25 protein-coding genes are annotated in these 15,239 nt (G+C 55.7%); 24 read left to right on the top strand and 1 reads right to left on the bottom strand.

The window, feature by feature from the left end; all coding sequences use genetic code 11:
• Window positions 1–62 precede the first annotated feature (62 nt).
• Window positions 63–839, bottom strand: a complete 777-nt coding sequence (locus HMPREF0183_RS00380; RefSeq protein WP_005881553.1) for a DUF1707 SHOCT-like domain-containing protein — start codon at window positions 837–839, stop codon at window positions 63–65.
• Between the two features lie 404 nt (window positions 840–1,243).
• On the opposite strand from HMPREF0183_RS00380, the gene rpsL reads away from it, so the two are divergent.
• From rpsL to rplO, 24 genes are all read left to right on the top strand, one after another.
• Window positions 1,244–1,618: a 30S ribosomal protein S12 gene (rpsL, locus tag HMPREF0183_RS00375; RefSeq protein WP_005881551.1), complete on the top strand. Its 375-nt coding sequence runs from the start codon at window positions 1,244–1,246 to the stop codon at window positions 1,616–1,618.
• A complete protein-coding gene (rpsG, locus tag HMPREF0183_RS00370; protein ID WP_005881550.1) occupies window positions 1,618–2,088 on the top strand; it encodes a 30S ribosomal protein S7 in 471 nt (156 codons plus the stop codon). Before rpsL ends, rpsG begins: the two co-directional genes overlap by 1 nt.
• A gap of 73 nt (window positions 2,089–2,161) precedes the next feature.
• Window positions 2,162–4,267 carry an elongation factor G gene (fusA, locus tag HMPREF0183_RS00365; protein ID WP_005881548.1) on the top strand — a complete coding sequence of 702 codons (2,106 nt, stop codon included), beginning with the start codon at window positions 2,162–2,164 and terminating at the stop codon, window positions 4,265–4,267.
• 97 nt (window positions 4,268–4,364) lie between these two features.
• Window positions 4,365–5,558 (top strand): elongation factor Tu, encoded by a 1,194-nt coding sequence (gene tuf, locus HMPREF0183_RS00360; RefSeq protein WP_005881543.1) that lies wholly within the window; start codon window positions 4,365–4,367, stop codon window positions 5,556–5,558.
• Between the two features lie 386 nt (window positions 5,559–5,944).
• Window positions 5,945–6,253 carry a 30S ribosomal protein S10 gene (rpsJ, locus tag HMPREF0183_RS00355; protein ID WP_040347502.1) on the top strand — a complete coding sequence of 103 codons (309 nt, stop codon included), beginning with the start codon at window positions 5,945–5,947 and terminating at the stop codon, window positions 6,251–6,253.
• Between the two features lie 14 nt (window positions 6,254–6,267).
• Complete coding sequence (gene rplC / locus HMPREF0183_RS00350) at window positions 6,268–6,942, top strand: 50S ribosomal protein L3 (protein WP_005881539.1); 675 nt, start codon at window positions 6,268–6,270, stop codon at window positions 6,940–6,942.
• A 6-nt stretch (window positions 6,943–6,948) separates the two neighbouring features.
• Window positions 6,949–7,620, top strand: a complete 672-nt coding sequence (gene rplD, locus HMPREF0183_RS00345) for a 50S ribosomal protein L4 (RefSeq protein WP_005881538.1) — start codon at window positions 6,949–6,951, stop codon at window positions 7,618–7,620.
• Window positions 7,617–7,916, top strand: coding sequence for a 50S ribosomal protein L23 (rplW, locus tag HMPREF0183_RS00340; RefSeq protein WP_005881536.1), 300 nt, complete (start codon window positions 7,617–7,619; stop codon window positions 7,914–7,916). Before rplD ends, rplW begins: the two co-directional genes overlap by 4 nt.
• A 30-nt stretch (window positions 7,917–7,946) precedes the next feature.
• On the top strand, window positions 7,947–8,783 hold the full coding sequence (gene rplB, locus HMPREF0183_RS00335) for a 50S ribosomal protein L2 (RefSeq protein ID WP_005881534.1): 837 nt from the start codon (window positions 7,947–7,949) through the stop codon (window positions 8,781–8,783).
• Window positions 8,784–8,798: 15 nt separating this feature from the next.
• Window positions 8,799–9,080 carry a 30S ribosomal protein S19 gene (gene rpsS, locus HMPREF0183_RS00330; protein ID WP_005881532.1) on the top strand — a complete coding sequence of 94 codons (282 nt, stop codon included), beginning with the start codon at window positions 8,799–8,801 and terminating at the stop codon, window positions 9,078–9,080.
• Between the two features lie 36 nt (window positions 9,081–9,116).
• Window positions 9,117–9,491 carry a 50S ribosomal protein L22 gene (gene rplV / locus HMPREF0183_RS00325; RefSeq protein WP_005881530.1) on the top strand — a complete coding sequence of 125 codons (375 nt, stop codon included), beginning with the start codon at window positions 9,117–9,119 and terminating at the stop codon, window positions 9,489–9,491.
• Window positions 9,491–10,285 (top strand): 30S ribosomal protein S3, encoded by a 795-nt coding sequence (rpsC, locus tag HMPREF0183_RS00320; RefSeq protein WP_005881529.1) that lies wholly within the window; start codon window positions 9,491–9,493, stop codon window positions 10,283–10,285. Before rplV ends, rpsC begins: the two co-directional genes overlap by 1 nt.
• Before the next feature lie 3 nt (window positions 10,286–10,288).
• Window positions 10,289–10,705 carry a 50S ribosomal protein L16 gene (gene rplP, locus HMPREF0183_RS00315; RefSeq protein WP_005881527.1) on the top strand — a complete coding sequence of 139 codons (417 nt, stop codon included), beginning with the start codon at window positions 10,289–10,291 and terminating at the stop codon, window positions 10,703–10,705.
• 2 nt (window positions 10,706–10,707) lie between these two features.
• Window positions 10,708–10,959 (top strand): 50S ribosomal protein L29, encoded by a 252-nt coding sequence (gene rpmC, locus HMPREF0183_RS00310; protein ID WP_005881525.1) that lies wholly within the window; start codon window positions 10,708–10,710, stop codon window positions 10,957–10,959.
• A complete protein-coding gene (rpsQ, locus tag HMPREF0183_RS00305; protein ID WP_005881523.1) occupies window positions 10,959–11,243 on the top strand; it encodes a 30S ribosomal protein S17 in 285 nt (94 codons plus the stop codon). Before rpmC ends, rpsQ begins: the two co-directional genes overlap by 1 nt.
• A gap of 138 nt (window positions 11,244–11,381) precedes the next feature.
• Window positions 11,382–11,750, top strand: a complete 369-nt coding sequence (gene rplN, locus HMPREF0183_RS00300) for a 50S ribosomal protein L14 (protein WP_005881521.1) — start codon at window positions 11,382–11,384, stop codon at window positions 11,748–11,750.
• A 2-nt stretch (window positions 11,751–11,752) separates the two neighbouring features.
• Window positions 11,753–12,118: a 50S ribosomal protein L24 gene (rplX, locus tag HMPREF0183_RS00295; protein WP_005881519.1), complete on the top strand. Its 366-nt coding sequence runs from the start codon at window positions 11,753–11,755 to the stop codon at window positions 12,116–12,118.
• Window positions 12,118–12,690 (top strand): 50S ribosomal protein L5, encoded by a 573-nt coding sequence (gene rplE, locus HMPREF0183_RS00290; RefSeq protein WP_005881518.1) that lies wholly within the window; start codon window positions 12,118–12,120, stop codon window positions 12,688–12,690. Before rplX ends, rplE begins: the two co-directional genes overlap by 1 nt.
• Before the next feature lie 66 nt (window positions 12,691–12,756).
• Window positions 12,757–13,155, top strand: a complete 399-nt coding sequence (rpsH, locus tag HMPREF0183_RS00285) for a 30S ribosomal protein S8 (protein ID WP_005881516.1) — start codon at window positions 12,757–12,759, stop codon at window positions 13,153–13,155.
• Between the two features lie 17 nt (window positions 13,156–13,172).
• Complete coding sequence (gene rplF / locus HMPREF0183_RS00280) at window positions 13,173–13,709, top strand: 50S ribosomal protein L6 (RefSeq protein WP_005881515.1); 537 nt, start codon at window positions 13,173–13,175, stop codon at window positions 13,707–13,709.
• 2 nt (window positions 13,710–13,711) lie between these two features.
• Window positions 13,712–14,092, top strand: a complete 381-nt coding sequence (gene rplR, locus HMPREF0183_RS00275; protein WP_005881513.1) for a 50S ribosomal protein L18 — start codon at window positions 13,712–13,714, stop codon at window positions 14,090–14,092.
• Window positions 14,089–14,736, top strand: a complete 648-nt coding sequence (rpsE, locus tag HMPREF0183_RS00270) for a 30S ribosomal protein S5 (RefSeq protein ID WP_005881511.1) — start codon at window positions 14,089–14,091, stop codon at window positions 14,734–14,736. Before rplR ends, rpsE begins: the two co-directional genes overlap by 4 nt.
• Window positions 14,736–14,918 carry a 50S ribosomal protein L30 gene (gene rpmD, locus HMPREF0183_RS00265; RefSeq protein WP_005881509.1) on the top strand — a complete coding sequence of 61 codons (183 nt, stop codon included), beginning with the start codon at window positions 14,736–14,738 and terminating at the stop codon, window positions 14,916–14,918. Before rpsE ends, rpmD begins: the two co-directional genes overlap by 1 nt.
• Window position 14,919: 1 nt before the next feature.
• Window positions 14,920–15,239: 50S ribosomal protein L15 (gene rplO / locus HMPREF0183_RS00260; RefSeq protein WP_005881507.1), on the top strand; the 320-nt coding region annotated here is incomplete at its 3' end.

The following is a 15,239-nucleotide window of genomic DNA, read 5'->3' as shown; positions in this document are numbered from 1 at the left end:
AGTGGTCGCTTGTTGTTGGTGGGGGACTGGCCGCTGGGTGCGTGGTCAGGGTTGCTGCGTATTCACTGCTGGGTTTGGCGGTAGCCGCGTGCCAGCATGACGTCGTCACCGCCTAGCAGGTTGAAGCCACTAATGATGAGTGTGCCGTTGGATCCGTCGCCGCGCGCGTTTTGTGCGATGTCTACGCCGCCCAGGATCGAAATGCTTTTGTCGATGATGCGCACGCCTGGGGGAACGTAGATGTCGTGCCCGCCTAAGAAGTTGACGCTTTCGATTGTGAACTCAACGCCTGGTCCCATCACGTCGCACAGGTCGTAATCATTGCCGCCCAGCATGGTCAGCGCGTTGACCTTAGGGGTGTTTGGAGCGACAACTTGGTTTGAACCGCTCAGAATACAGATTGCGGTGTCACTTTTGCCATTCCCGGGTTTGGCGGGCTGGATGGGGCCGGGGCATTGGTTGTTATATGGCCCGAGGTGGGACCCGGGTTTGGTTGCTAACTCGCTGCTTTCGCGGCGGGCAGTGTCCCGTGAGCGGAGCTCTTGTTCGAGTTCGTCAGCTTCGGGAATGTCCTCGATGAGTTCCGGGAGCTGGTCGATGTACATGGCTTTGAGGGCTTGCGAATGGCGTTCGTCGAATTCGAGTGCGGTCAGTTGGCCACGTGAAAGAGCGTCAGACAAGGCAGAGACTACGGTGTCACGGTCTGTGTCACTTGCACGGGTGCGACGTTGTGGTTGGGGCTCTGACTTCTCGATTGAGTTGTGCTCGTTGTTGCTGGGGTCAGGTTGGGACCTTGCGAGGTCTTTGCCTTCACCGGGGTGAGCGCTAGAGTTGGGCATGTTTTGATCCTATCGATTTAGTGCCCAGTCTAGTTTCGTGAAGCGCTTTTCGCTTGACGGTTTGGGGTTTTTCACCCTCAACTAAGATGAACAACCGCTGAACGATTGTGACTCAAATTGACGCTGACCGTGAGTGGCGTTTACGCTTGACTGTGGTTGTTTTTGAAGCGACCGTGCTTGCGTGCGTGCATTCAAGCGCTCTCACGCGCGAAAAGCGCAGAACAGATAGAAGCGATTCTACGGTTTCGTCTGGAATGTGTCCCTCCGACACACCCGAACGCGGGGGTTGGGGAAACGCGTGAGGACTGCGATTGGGCAGGTAGCTTCACCCGATCGCAGGTGGACATGTCCACTGCTCAACCAGAGCGGTGGAATTAGGAATACTGAGAAGCAATGGAGAACTAGTGCCAACTATTCAGCAGCTCGTCCGTAAAGGACGGCACGACAAGGCCGCGAAGAACGCGACGCCTGCCCTTTTGGGTAGCCCGCAGCGTCGTGGCGTGTGCACCCGTGTGTACACAACTACCCCGAAGAAGCCCAACTCAGCCCTGCGCAAGGTTGCTCGTGTCAAGCTTTCTTCCCAGATTGAAGTAACCGCCTACATCCCGGGTGAAGGACACAACCTGCAGGAGCACTCGATTGTGCTTGTGCGTGGTGGACGTGTGAAGGACCTCCCCGGTGTCCGCTACAAGATCGTGCGTGGCTCACTCGACACCCAGGGTGTCAAGGGACGCCAGCAGGCACGTAGCCGTTACGGAGCCAAGAGGGAGAAGAAGTAATGCCACGTAAAGGACCCGCACCTAAGCGCCCGGTTGTTATTGACCCAGTTCACAACTCACCGCTTGTCACCCAGCTCATTAACAAGGTTCTGCTCGACGGTAAACGTTCCACTGCAGAACGTATTGTTTACGGAGCTCTTGAAGGTGCAAGTGCAAAGGCCAACATGGAGCCAGTTCAGCTGCTGAAGAAGGCGCTGGACAACATCCGCCCGGCCCTTGAAGTTCGTTCCCGCCGTGTTGGTGGTGCCACGTACCAGGTTCCAGTTGACGTGCGTCCTGCACGTTCAACCACGCTTGCTCTGCGCTGGCTCGTAGGTTTCTCCCGTCAGCGTCGTGAAAAGACCATGACGGAACGCCTCATGAACGAAATCCTTGACGCAAGCAACGGTCTTGGTGCCGCTGTGAAGCGTCGTGAAGATACTCACAAGATGGCCGAATCAAACAAGGCCTTCGCTCACTACCGCTGGTAGTCGCTAATCTGGGGTAGGGGTAACTACCCTTACCCCAGGTCCGAGCAAGTCAACGAGACGAGAGAGAGACACCGTGGCACTCGAAGTGCTTAGCGATCTTAAGAAAGTTCGCAACATCGGCATTATGGCGCACATTGACGCCGGAAAGACCACCACCACTGAACGTATCCTGTTCTACACAGGTGTGAACTACAAGCTCGGCGAAACCCACGACGGTGCGTCGACTATGGACTGGATGGAACAGGAGCAGGAGCGCGGTATTACCATTACTTCCGCTGCAACAACCTGCTACTGGGAAGACAACCAGATCAACATCATTGACACCCCAGGCCACGTTGACTTCACCGTTGAGGTTGAACGCTCACTGCGCGTTCTTGACGGTGCTGTCGCTGTGTTCGACGGTAAGGAAGGTGTTGAACCACAGTCCGAAACCGTGTGGCGTCAGGCTGATAAGTACAACGTTCCACGTGTGTGCTTCGTCAACAAGATGGACAAGCTCGGTGCCGACTTCTACCACACCGTTGAAACGATTAAGGACCGCCTGGGTGCTAAGCCTCTGGTGATCCAGCTTCCAATCGGTGCGGAATCAGACTTTGAAGGTGTCGTCGACCTCATCACGATGAAGGCATATGTCTGGCCAGACGAAGAAAAGAAGGGCCAGGACATGACGGAAATTGAGATCCCAGAGGATCTCAAGGACCGTGCCGAAGAATACCGTGCAAGCCTCGTTGAAGACGTTGCTGAAGCATCGGACGAACTGATGGAGAAGTACCTCGAAGAAGGCGAACTGCCAATCGAGGACATCAAGGCCGGTATTCGTAAGCTCACCATCAACTCGGAAGCTTTCCCAGTGATGTGTGGTTCGGCGTTCAAGAACAAGGGTGTTCAGCCTATGCTGAACTCCGTTATTGACTACCTGCCGTCGCCTCTGGACGTCCCGCCCGTTCAGGGACACCCTGTTAACGACGAAGAGACCGTTGTTACGCGTGAGCCTAAGAAAGACGGCCCGTTCGCAGCACTTGCGTTCAAGGTTGCGACTCACCCATTCTTTGGTTCGCTCACCTACGTTCGCGTCTACTCCGGTACGGTGAAGCCTGGTGACCAGGTTCTCAACACCACCACCGGAAAGAAAGAGCGTGTCGGTAAGCTGTTCCAGATGCACTCGAATAAGGAAAACCCTGTTGACGAGGCATTCGCTGGTCACATCTACGCGTTCATTGGACTGAAGGACACCACCACCGGTGACACTCTGTGTGACGCATCTGACCCAGTTGTTCTGGAATCGATGTCGTTCCCTGAACCAGTGATCTTCGTTTCGATTGAACCTAAGACCAAGGGCGACCAGGAAAAGCTTTCGACCGCGATTCAGAAGCTTGTGAAGGAAGACCCAACGTTCACGGTTAACCTGAACGAAGAAACCGGTCAGACGGAAATCGGTGGTATGGGTGAACTTCACCTCGACGTATTCGTCGACCGTATGAAGCGTGAATTCAAGGTTGAAGCAAACATCGGTAAGCCGCAGGTTGCCTACCGCGAAACGATCCGCCGCACGGTGGAGAAGCAGGACTACACTCACAAGAAGCAGACGGGTGGTTCTGGTCAGTTCGCAAAGGTACAGGTCACCATCGAACCTATGGAGGTCGACGGCGACACGATTTACGAGTTCGAGGACGCTATCACTGGTGGTCGCGTTCCCCGTGAATACATTCCAAGCGTTGACGCTGGTATCCAAGACGCCATGCAGATGGGTGTTCTTGCGGGATACCCGCTGGTCGGCATCAAGGCCACACTTGTGGACGGTGCTTACCACGACGTCGACTCTTCGGAAATGGCGTTCAAGATCGCTGGATCCATGGTTCTTAAAGAAGCCGTGAAGAAGGCGAACCCGGTTCTTCTCGAACCTCTTATGGACGTTGAAGTTCGTACTCCCGAGGAGTACATGGGTGACGTCATCGGCGATCTGAATTCGCGTCGCGGACAGATTCAGTCGATGGAAGACGCCACCGGCATTAAGGTAGTCAAGGCACTCGTGCCACTGTCCGAAATGTTCGGTTACATTGGCGATCTGCGCTCGAAGACTCAGGGACGCGCCGTATATTCGATGCAGTTCCAGAGTTACTCTGAGGTCCCGAAGGCTGTTGCCGACGAGATCATCCAGAAGACCCGCGGCGGAGAGTAATCTCCGACGTTCGTTTGGTCGGTAAAGCGCCGACCAGACAGCAAATCAAAGGAAAGGCGCGGCCACAAGGGCCGCACCAACCACGAGGAGGAACCCAGTGGCAAAGGCTAGTTTCGACAGGACTAAGCCGCACGTCAACATCGGTACCATTGGTCACGTTGACCACGGTAAGACGACTCTGACCGCGGCAATTACCAAGGTTCTGGCTGACAAGTACCCCGACCTCAACGAGGCACGGGCATTCGACCAGGTTGACAACGCTCCAGAAGAAAAAGAGCGCGGTATTACCATCAACGTTTCGCACGTTGAATACCAGACCGAAAAGCGTCACTACGCACACGTTGACGCTCCTGGTCACGCCGACTACATCAAGAACATGATTACCGGTGCGGCACAGATGGACGGTGCGATCCTTGTGGTTGCAGCTACCGACGGTCCTATGCCGCAGACTCGCGAGCACGTTCTCTTGGCTCGCCAGGTTGGTGTGCCATACATCGTTGTCGCACTGAACAAGTCCGACATGGTTGACGATGAAGAACTGCTCGAACTGGTTGAAATGGAAGTTCGTGAACTTCTGTCCAGCCAGGAATTCGACGGTGACGACGCACCAGTTGTGCGCGTGTCCGCTCTGAAGGCTCTTGAAGGCGACCCAGAGTGGGTCAAGTCGGTTGAAGACCTCATGGACGCAGTCGACGAGAACGTTCCTGAACCAGAACGTGACATCGACAAGCCATTCCTGATGCCAGTTGAAGACGTCTTCACGATTACCGGTCGTGGAACCGTTGTTACCGGTCGTGTTGAGCGCGGTGTGCTTCTGCCTAACGAAGAAATCGAAATCGTTGGTATCAAGCCGCAGTCGTCCAAGACCACCGTTACCGCTATCGAAATGTTCCGCAAGACCCTGCCTGACGCACGTGCAGGTGAAAACGTTGGTCTGCTTCTGCGCGGTACCAAGCGTGACGAAGTTGAGCGTGGACAGGTTATCGTTAAGCCGGGTTCAATCACCCCGCACACCAACTTCGAAGGCCAGGTCTACATCCTGTCCAAGGACGAAGGTGGACGTCACAACCCGTTCTACTCCAACTACCGTCCTCAGTTCTACTTCCGTACCACGGACGTGACCGGTGTTATCACCCTTCCAGAAGGAACCGAAATGGTTATGCCTGGAGACAACACCGACATGTCGGTTGAGCTGATCCAGCCAATCGCGATGGAAGAAGGACTCCGCTTCGCTATCCGTGAAGGTGGACGTACCGTTGGTGCTGGTCGAGTAACCAAGATCACCAAGTAATTTCTTCTCTCAAACGCTCCGCAGCCTCCGGGTTGCGGAGCGTTTGTGTTTCCTACGTAGGGGCGAAGTATTGGTGCCGAAAACGTTTGGCAACCAATCGCATCTGAATTTGCATGCCTTTGGCTACGTATGACAAGATAGACAAGTTGCAATTTTGGGCCATGACCCCTGCACTGCGTTGAGACGCGAACGGTCCAAGACTCCGGGACGAATCTTTAGGTTCAATCAACCGGCAACAAAATGAATGGAAACGTGAAATTTTGTCCGCAAGGACAAGACGACACGCCCGACCTCGGGGGTCGGTCACGCTCAGCTGGCGCAGACCGCGCGATCCGTTAGGACCGTGGTTGATGGCCAGGAAAACCGACAGATGGAGAAACGACGCCATGGCGGGACAGAAGATCCGCATCCGGCTCAAGTCGTACGACCACGCAGTCATCGACAACGCGGCACGCAAAATTGTCGACACGGTGACTCGCGCGGGCGCTACGGTTGTGGGCCCCGTGCCGTTGCCGACCGAAAAGAACGTGTACTGCGTTATCCGGTCGCCACACAAGTACAAGGACAGTCGCGAACACTTTGAGATGCGCACTCACAAGCGTCTCATCGACATTGTTGACCCAACACCAAAAGCCATCGACTCGCTCATGCACATCGACTTGGCTGACGACGTCAACATCGAGATCAAGCTCTAAAGGAGGGACCAGAAATGGCTAACACCCGTTCAAAGGCCCTTCCGACCACTCTTAACGTCAAGGGCTTGATGGGAACCAAACTCGGCATGACTCAGGTATGGGATGAAAACAACAACCTGGTGCCCGTGACCGTGATTTCGGCTTCCTCAAACGTAGTTACTCAGATCCGTAACGAAGAAGTTGACGGCTACAGTGCCGTTCAGATTGGTTACGGCGAAATCGACCCACGCAAGGTCAACAAGCCTGCCAAGGGTCACTTCGAGAAGGCCGGTGTTGCACCGCGCCGTCACCTCGTCGAACTTCGCACCGCTGACGCTGGCGAATACGAACTCGGTCAGGAACTTTCCACCGAGGTGTTTGAAGCTGGCATCAAAGTTGACGTAACCGCAAACACCAAAGGTAAAGGTTTTGCAGGTGTAATGAAGCGTCACGGCTTCGCTGGTGTGGGAGCTTCGCACGGTCAGCACCGTAACCACCGCAAGCCCGGCTCGATTGGTGGAGCAGCCACCCCGGGTCGCGTTTTCAAGGGTATGCGCATGGCTGGACGCATGGGTAACGTGCGCCACACTACGCAGAACCTGACTATCCACTCGATTGACTCCGAAAACAACCTGCTCCTCATCAAGGGTGCAGTGCCCGGACCAAAGGGTGCAGTTGTTCTCGTTCGCTCTGCTGCGAAGGGGGCCTGAGTTTAAATGTCTGAAAACCTAACCGTTGACATTCTCGACGCAAAGGGCAAGAAAGCTGGTTCAGCTGAACTGCCTGCGTCCATCTTTGACCAGAAGACCAACGTCCCGTTGATCCACCAAGTTGTCGTTGCACAGCTTGCGGCTTCACGTCAGGGAACACACAAGGCAAAGACCCGTTCCGAAGTACGCGGTGGTGGCCGTAAGCCATACCGTCAGAAGGGTACGGGTAACGCCCGTCAGGGTTCGATCCGCGCACCTCAGTACGCAGGTGGTGGAATCGTGCACGGTCCAGTGCCACGCGACTACTCGCAGCGCACTCCTAAGAAGATGAAGGCTGCTGCTCTTCGTGGCGCGCTTTCAGACCGCGCTCGTCTTGGCCAGGTGTTCGTTGTGAAGAACCTGATCGACTCGGACGTTCCATCAACAAAGGCAGCGCGCCAGGCTCTCGAAGCACTTTCGGACCGCGCACACAAGCTTATTGTGACGGAGCGCGACGACAGCATCACCGCGCTGTCAGTGCGTAACCTGCCAACCGTACACGTGCTCAGCTTCGATCAGCTCAACACTTACGACGTGCTTATGGCTGACGACATCGTGTTCACCGAAGCGGCTCTGAACAGCTTCCTTGAATTCGCACGTGGCGCTAAAGCTGGCGAAGCTCAGGAGGTTGCAAAGTGAGCGTGAAGTTCAAAGACCCACGCGATGTCATCATCGCGCCGGTAGTTTCGGAAAAAACGTACGGTCTCATGGACGAAGGTAAGTACACCTTCCTCGTGGACCCACGTTCGAACAAGACTGAAATCAAGTACGCAATCGAATCCATCTTCGACGTGAAAGTGGCTTCCGTAAACACCCTGAACCGCCAGGGTAAGCGCAAGCGCACTCGCGCCGGATGGGGCAAGCGCAAGGACACCAAGCGTGCAATTGTTGCTCTGAAGGATGGATCGATCGACATTTTCGGCGGATCGCTCTAAGCGATTCTCCTTGAAGAAGGAATAGGACTCATGGGAATCCGTAAGTACAAGCCGACGACCCCGGGCCGCCGTGGCTCCTCGGTCGCCGACTTTGTCGAAGTGACCCGGTCTACGCCGGAAAAGTCACTGCTCCGCCCTCTTCCAAAGAAGGGTGGTCGTAACAGCCAGGGCCGTATTACGACTCGTCACCACGGTGGTGGACACAAGCGCCAGTACCGCGTGATCGACTTCCGTCGTCATGACAAAGACGGTGTCGTAGCTAAGGTCGCACACATCGAATATGACCCGAACCGCACAGCTCGTATCGCTCTTCTGCACTATGTAGATGGCGAAAAGCGCTACATCATTGCGCCAAACAAGCTGAAGCAGGGTGACCGTGTCGAAGCTGGAATCGACGCAGACATCAAGCCAGGTAACAACCTGCCGCTGCGCAACATCCCAGTTGGTACCGTGATCCACGCTGTTGAACTCCGTCCCGGTGGTGGCGCCAAGATTGGTCGTTCTGCTGGAACCTCGGTTCAGCTCGTTGCACGTTTTGGTCGTTACGCTCAGCTGCGTATGCCTTCCGGTGAAATCCGTAACGTCGACGCACGTTGCCGCGCAACCGTAGGCGAAGTCGGAAACGCTGAGCAGGCCAACATCAGCTGGGGTAAGGCTGGACGTATGCGCTGGAAGGGCGTACGTCCAACCGTCCGCGGTGTTGTTATGAACCCGATCGACCACCCACACGGTGGTGGTGAAGGACGTACCTCAGGTGGTCGCCACCCGGTTAGCCCTTGGGGTCAGAAAGAAGGACGCACACGTCGTCCGAAGAAGGAAAGCGACAAGTACATTGTGCGTCGTCGTCGTACTGGCAAGAAGCGTTGATAGGGAGCCTCAGACATGCCTCGTAGCTTGAAGAAGGGCCCCTTCGTAGACGAGCACCTCTACAAGAAGGTTGCAGCTCAGAACGAAAAGGGCACCAAGAATGTAATCAAGACTTGGTCCCGTCGCTCGATGATCGTCCCAGACTTCCTGGGTCACACGATCGCCGTGCACGACGGACGCAAGCACGTACCGGTGTTCATCACCGAATCGATGGTCGGGCACAAGCTCGGCGAATTTGCCCCCACGCGGACGTTCCGCGGCCACGACAAGGATGACCGTAAGGGTCGTCGCCGCTAAGGCGCCCGACTCTAAGGTCTAAGAAAGAAGGAAACGATGGAAGCCAAGGCGAAAGCGCGCTACCTGCGTGTGACGCCCCAGAAGGCTCGGCGTGTCGTTGACCTGGTTCGTGGTCAGCAGGCAACCGAAGCCCTCGCGGTGCTGAAATTTGCTGAACAGTCAGCGTCAGAACCGGTGTACAAACTGATCGCCTCCGGTGTTGCTAATGCACGCGTTCTTGCAGACAAGAACGGCGAAGCATTCAACGAGGACGATCTGTACATTTCGGAAATCTACGTTGACGAAGGTCCCACTATGAAGCGTTTTAGGCCACGCGCCCAGGGCCGTGCCTTCCGCATCAACAAGCGCACCAGCCACATCACTGTGGTGCTGTCTGACGAACAGGGCGCTTCACGAAAGGAGAACGCCTGATGGGTCAGAAAATTAACCCCAACGGGTTCCGTTTGGGAATTACCACCGACCACAAGTCGAAGTGGTTCACGGACTCCAACAAGCGCGGTCAGCGTTACGCAGACTTCGTAGGAGAAGACGTTCGTATCCGTGAAATGCTCCAGAACAACCTGGAACGTGCTGGTCTTTCCCGCGTAAACATCGAACGTACCCGTGACCGTGTGCGTGTGGACATCCACACCGCACGTCCCGGAATCGTAATTGGTCGCCGAGGTGCGGAAGCAGACCGTCTGCGCGGTCAGCTTGAGAAGCTCACCGGCAAGCAGATTCAGCTGAACATTCTGGAAGTTAAGAACCCAGAAATCGATGCTCAGCTGGTTGCTCAGGGTGTTGCTGAGCAGCTTGCAAGCCGTGTGGCATTCCGCCGCGCGATGCGTAAGGCGATCCAGTCCGCACAGCGTGCAGGTGCCAAGGGTATCCGTGTGCAGTGCTCGGGCCGTTTGGGTGGCGCTGAAATGAGCCGCTCCGAGTTCTACCGCGAAGGTCGTGTGCCACTGCACACCCTGCGTGCGAACATCGACTACGGCTTCTACGAAGCACACACAACCTTCGGTCGCATCGGTGTCAAGGTCTGGATCTACAAGGGCGACCTGACAGACAAGGAACTGGCTGCACAGGAAGCCGCACAGCCAAGTGGTCGTGGACCACGTGGCGGTGGACGTGGCCGAGGCCGTGGTGGCCGTGGACGCGGTGGACGCCAGCAGCAGAATGACAACAAGACCGAAGCAAAGGCTTCGGCAGGATCGGAGGGCTGACCCGTGCTGATCCCACGTCGTGTTAAGTACCGCAAGCAGCACCACCCTAAGCGTAGTGGTCTGGCTAAAGGTGGAACGGAAATTGCGTTCGGTGACTGGGGTATCCAGGCTCTTGAACCTGCGTACGTCACCAACCGCCAGATTGAAGCCGCACGTATTGCTATGACCCGCCACATTAAGCGTGGCGGTAAGGTCTGGATCAACATTTACCCAGACCGTCCGCTGACCAAGAAGCCTGCTGAAACCCGTATGGGTTCCGGTAAGGGTTCACCTGAATGGTGGGTTGCAAACGTGAAGCCTGGTCGTGTTCTTTTTGAACTCGCAGGTGTGAGTGAAGAAGTGGCACGCGAAGCTCTGCGCCTCGCTACCCACAAGCTGCCACTCAAGGCTCGTATTATTTCTCGTGAAGGTGGTGAGTGACCATGGCAGTAGGTTCAAAGGACCTCTCGATGGACGTCCTCGACGGCTATGACAACGACCGCCTTGTCGAGGAACTCAAGAAGGCTAAGGCCGAACTTTTCAACCTGCGTTTCCAGTCCGCTACCGGCCAGCTGGAAAGCCACGGTCGCCTCAAGGCCGTACGCCGTGACATCGCGCGTATCTACACGGTCCTTCGCGAGCGTGAGCTGCAGATCCGCACCAACCCGGCCGATGCAAAGGAAGAGGGTAAGTGATGGCTGAGCAGAACGAAACGCCAGAAGTTGTCGAACGTAACACTCGCCGGACTATGCGTGGCTACGTGGTTTCTGACAAAATGGACAAGACTATTGTCGTTGAAGTCGAAGACCGCAAGAAGCACCGCCTGTACGGCAAAGTGATGCGTACGACTTCGAAGTACAAAGTTCACGACGAGATCAACACCGCTGGTGTGGGTGACCTCGTTCGTATCGTCGAAACCCGCCCGCTTTCGGCAACGAAGCGCTTTAGGTTGCTCGAAATTATCGAGCGCGCCAAGTAAAGCACTTTTACAACACCTCGGTCCCTCCCGGTCCCAGCTTTTCCAGGCTGGCTACCGGGACCCGAGGTGCGGGCATTTTGTCAATAACCGTTCCGTCAGGCTCATTATGAGAACCGACGAGACGACAGGAGAGAATCAGTGATTCAGCAGGAGTCGCGACTCAAAGTCGCTGACAACACGGGTGCGAAGGAAATCCTCGCAATCCGCATCCTCGGAGGATCTGGGCGTCGTTACGCAGGCATCGGTGACACCATCGTTGCGACCGTGAAAGACGCTATCCCCGGTGGAAACGTCAAGAAGGGCGATGTCGTAAAGGCAGTTGTCGTCCGCACACGTAAGGAACGCCGTCGTCCAGACGGTTCATACATCAGCTTCGACGAAAACGCAGCCGTCATTCTGAAGAACGATGGTGAGCCTCGTGGAACACGTATCTTTGGGCCTGTTGGCCGTGAACTTCGCGACAAGAAGTTCATGAAGATCGTTTCGCTTGCTCCGGAGGTGTTGTGAGTATGCCGAAGATGTACATCAAGAAGGGTGACCTGGTTCAGGTTATTTCCGGTGCACGCCAGTCCCGCGGTGGAGACCGTGGCAAGCAGGGCAAGGTTCTTAAGGTGTTCCCTGAGCAGAACCGTGTTCTTGTGGAAGGCGTCAACCGCGTCACCAAGCACAAGAAGCCAGCTCAGACTGCAACAGGCGCTACCGCTGGTGGAATCGAAATTCACGAAGCACCTATCCACGCTTCCAACGTCATGCTTGTAGACCCTAAGGACAACAAGCCAACTCGCGTGGGCTTCCGTGAAGAGAAAGTTGAACGCGACGGTCGCACCAAGACTGTTCGCATCCGCTACTCACGCCGTACTGGGGAGGACATCTGATGACAGAAGCAACTGTGTCAAGCCGTCCGTTGCCACGTCTGAAGCAGGTGTACCGCGACGAAATCGTTCAGAAACTTCAGGACGAATTCTCGTACGCAAACCCCATGCAGGTTCCAACGCTCACCAAGGTTGTTGTCAACATGGGTGTTGGAGACGCGGCACGTGACTCGAAGCTCATTGAAGGTGCAATCCGTGACCTCACCATGATCACGGGTCAGAAGCCTGTTGTGACTCGCGCCAAGAAGTCGATTGCGCAGTTCAAACTGCGTGAAGGACAGCCCATTGGTGCCCACGTAACCATGCGTGGCGCTCGTATGTGGGAATTCCTGGACCGCGTAGTTTCGCTGGCTCTGCCACGTATTCGTGACTTCCGCGGGCTTTCGGACCGCCAGTTCGATGGAAACGGTAACTACACGTTCGGTCTGACCGAACAGTCGATGTTCCACGAAATCGATCAGGACTCAATCGACCGTGTTCGTGGTATGGACATTACCGTCGTTACCACTGCGAAGAACGACGAAGAAGGCCGTGCGCTGCTTAAGCACCTCGGCTTCCCCTTCAAAACAAACTGAACTACTACGTTGTAGGTCTGCGCGCTCAAGCGCGTAGAAACCCCAACGAGGAAGGGCACAAGCCCAATGACAATGACCGATCCAATCGCAGACATGTTGACGCGTCTGCGTAACGCAAACTCGGCGTATCACGAGGACGTCAGCATGCCTTACAGCAAGCTGAAGTCGAACATCGCCGAAATTCTCAAGGCTGAAGGTTACATCGCTGACTACCGTGTCGAAGACGCTGAAGTTGGTAAGAACCTCCAGCTCGACCTCAAGTTTGGTCCGAACCGTGAGCGTTCGATTGCAGGCATTAAGCGTGTTTCGAAGCCAGGTCTTCGTGTGTACGCGAAGAGCACCGCACTTCCTAAAGTCCTCGGTGGACTGGGAATCGCAATCCTGTCAACGTCCTCGGGCCTCTTGACAGACAGGCAAGCCGCAAAGAAGGGCGTGGGTGGGGAAGTCCTCGCCTACGTTTGGTAGGAAAGGAGAGATAGCAGATGTCACGTATTGGCAAGAAGCCCATCTCCGTTCCGTCCGGCGTCGAGGTGAAGATTGACGGCCAGAACGTCTCGGTTAAGGGACCTAAGGGTGAACTCGCACTCACCGTTGCTGAACCAATTACGGTCAGCTTGGACGATGCTGAGATCACTGTGAGCCGTCCTGACGACGAGCGCGAAAACCGTTCGTTGCACGGACTTACTCGTTCCCTGATTCACAACAACATCGTGGGTGTCACCGAAGGTTACTCTAAGAACCTTGAAATCGTTGGTACCGGTTACCGTGTTCAGGCTAAGGGTAAGAACCTGGAATTTAACCTGGGTTACAGCCACTCGATCACCGTTGAACCACCTGCAGGTATCGAATTCAAAGTTGACGGCCAGACAAAGCTGAGCGTCAACGGAATCGACAAGCAGTTGGTGGGCGAGGTTGCGGCTAACATCCGTAAGCTGCGTAAGCCTGAACCGTACAAGGGTAAGGGAATCCGCTACGCCGGCGAAGTTGTTCGCCGCAAGGTTGGAAAGGCTGGTAAGTAACCATGGCCTTTGGAAAGAAGCAAAGCTATGGCAAGGGCAAGGCCGCTGCGCGTGCCCGTCGCCACAACCGTCTGCGCAAATCTGTGTCGGGTACCGCTGCGCGTCCACGTCTGTCCGTGACGCGTTCGTCTCGCCACATGTTTGTTCAGGTTATCGACGATGTCGAAGGCAAGACCCTCGCATCGGCTTCCACCATGGAAGCTGACGTGCGTGCGATGTCCGAAGACAAGACTGCTAAGGCGCGCAAGGTAGGCGAGCTCGTCGCTGAACGCTCCAAGGCCGCCGGCATCGAAGCCGTTGTGTTTGACCGCGGTGGTAACGCATACCACGGTCGTGTCGCAGCGGTTGCTGAAGGTGCACGTGAAGGAGGGCTGAACCTGTGAGCGAAGAAAACAAGAATCAGCAAGCACAGGCTGAGCAGAACAACAACAAGTCTGATGAACGCGGTCGCGGCCGAGGTCGTGGCGAGGGTGGCGGACGTCGTGGTAACCGTGGCGACCGTGACGACAAGAACCAGTTCATTGAGCACGTAGTGACCATTAACCGCGTTTCCAAGGTGGTTAAGGGTGGACGTCGTTTCTCCTTCACCGCACTTGTGGTCGTTGGTGACGGTGACGGCATGGTTGGTGTTGGTTACGGCAAGGCAAAGGAAGTTCCTGCTGCTATTGCTAAGGGTGTTGAGGAAGCGAAGAAGAACTTCTTCCGCGTGCCTCGTATCCAGAAGACCATTCCTCACCCTGTCCAGGGTGAAGACGCTGCCGGTGTCGTCCTGTTGCGCCCTGCTGCTCCTGGTACTGGTGTTATCGCCGGTGGTCCGGTGCGCGCGGTGCTCGACTGTGTTGGTATCCACGACATTCTGTCGAAGTCGCTGGGTTCAGCTAACGCGATCAACATTGTTCACGCAACGATTGCGGCTCTGAAGCAGCTTGAGCGTCCTGAGGAAGTTGCGGCTCGTCGTGGCCTGCCCGTTGACGAGGTTGCTCCTCACGCTCTGCTTGTTGCAGCGCAGAAGGGAGCTGCTTCCTAATGGCAAAGCTCAAGATTACCCAGGTGAAGTCAAAGATTGGTGGCAAGGAAAACCAGCGCCAGACTCTCCGTTCGCTTGGTCTTCGTAAACTGCACGACACTGTTGTGAAGGAAGACCGTCCGGAGATTCGTGGCATGGTGAACACCGTCAGCCACCTTGTAACGGTCGAAGAGGTGGACTGATATGGCCGACAACAAGGCACTGAAGCTCCACGATCTGCGTCCGGCTCCCGGTGCGAAGACCGCTAAGACCCGTGTGGGTCGCGGTGAAGCATCGAAGGGTAAGACTGCGGGTCGCGGTACTAAAGGTACGAAGGCACGCTACCAGGTTCCAGAGCGCTTTGAAGGTGGCCAGACGCCACTGCACATGCGCCTACCTAAACTGCGTGGTTTCAAGAACCCGAACAAGGTTGAATACCAGGTCGTGAACCTCGACAAGTTGTCACAGTTGTTCCCTGAAGGTGGAACCGTGACTGTTGATGACTTGGTTGCTAAGGGTGCTGT

This window comes from Brevibacterium mcbrellneri ATCC 49030, assembly GCF_000178455.1.
Taxonomy (GTDB): domain Bacteria; phylum Actinomycetota; class Actinomycetes; order Actinomycetales; family Brevibacteriaceae; genus Brevibacterium; species Brevibacterium mcbrellneri.
The sequence above is the reverse complement of the archived record's forward strand: the minus strand, read 5'-3'. Positions and strand labels throughout refer to the sequence as shown.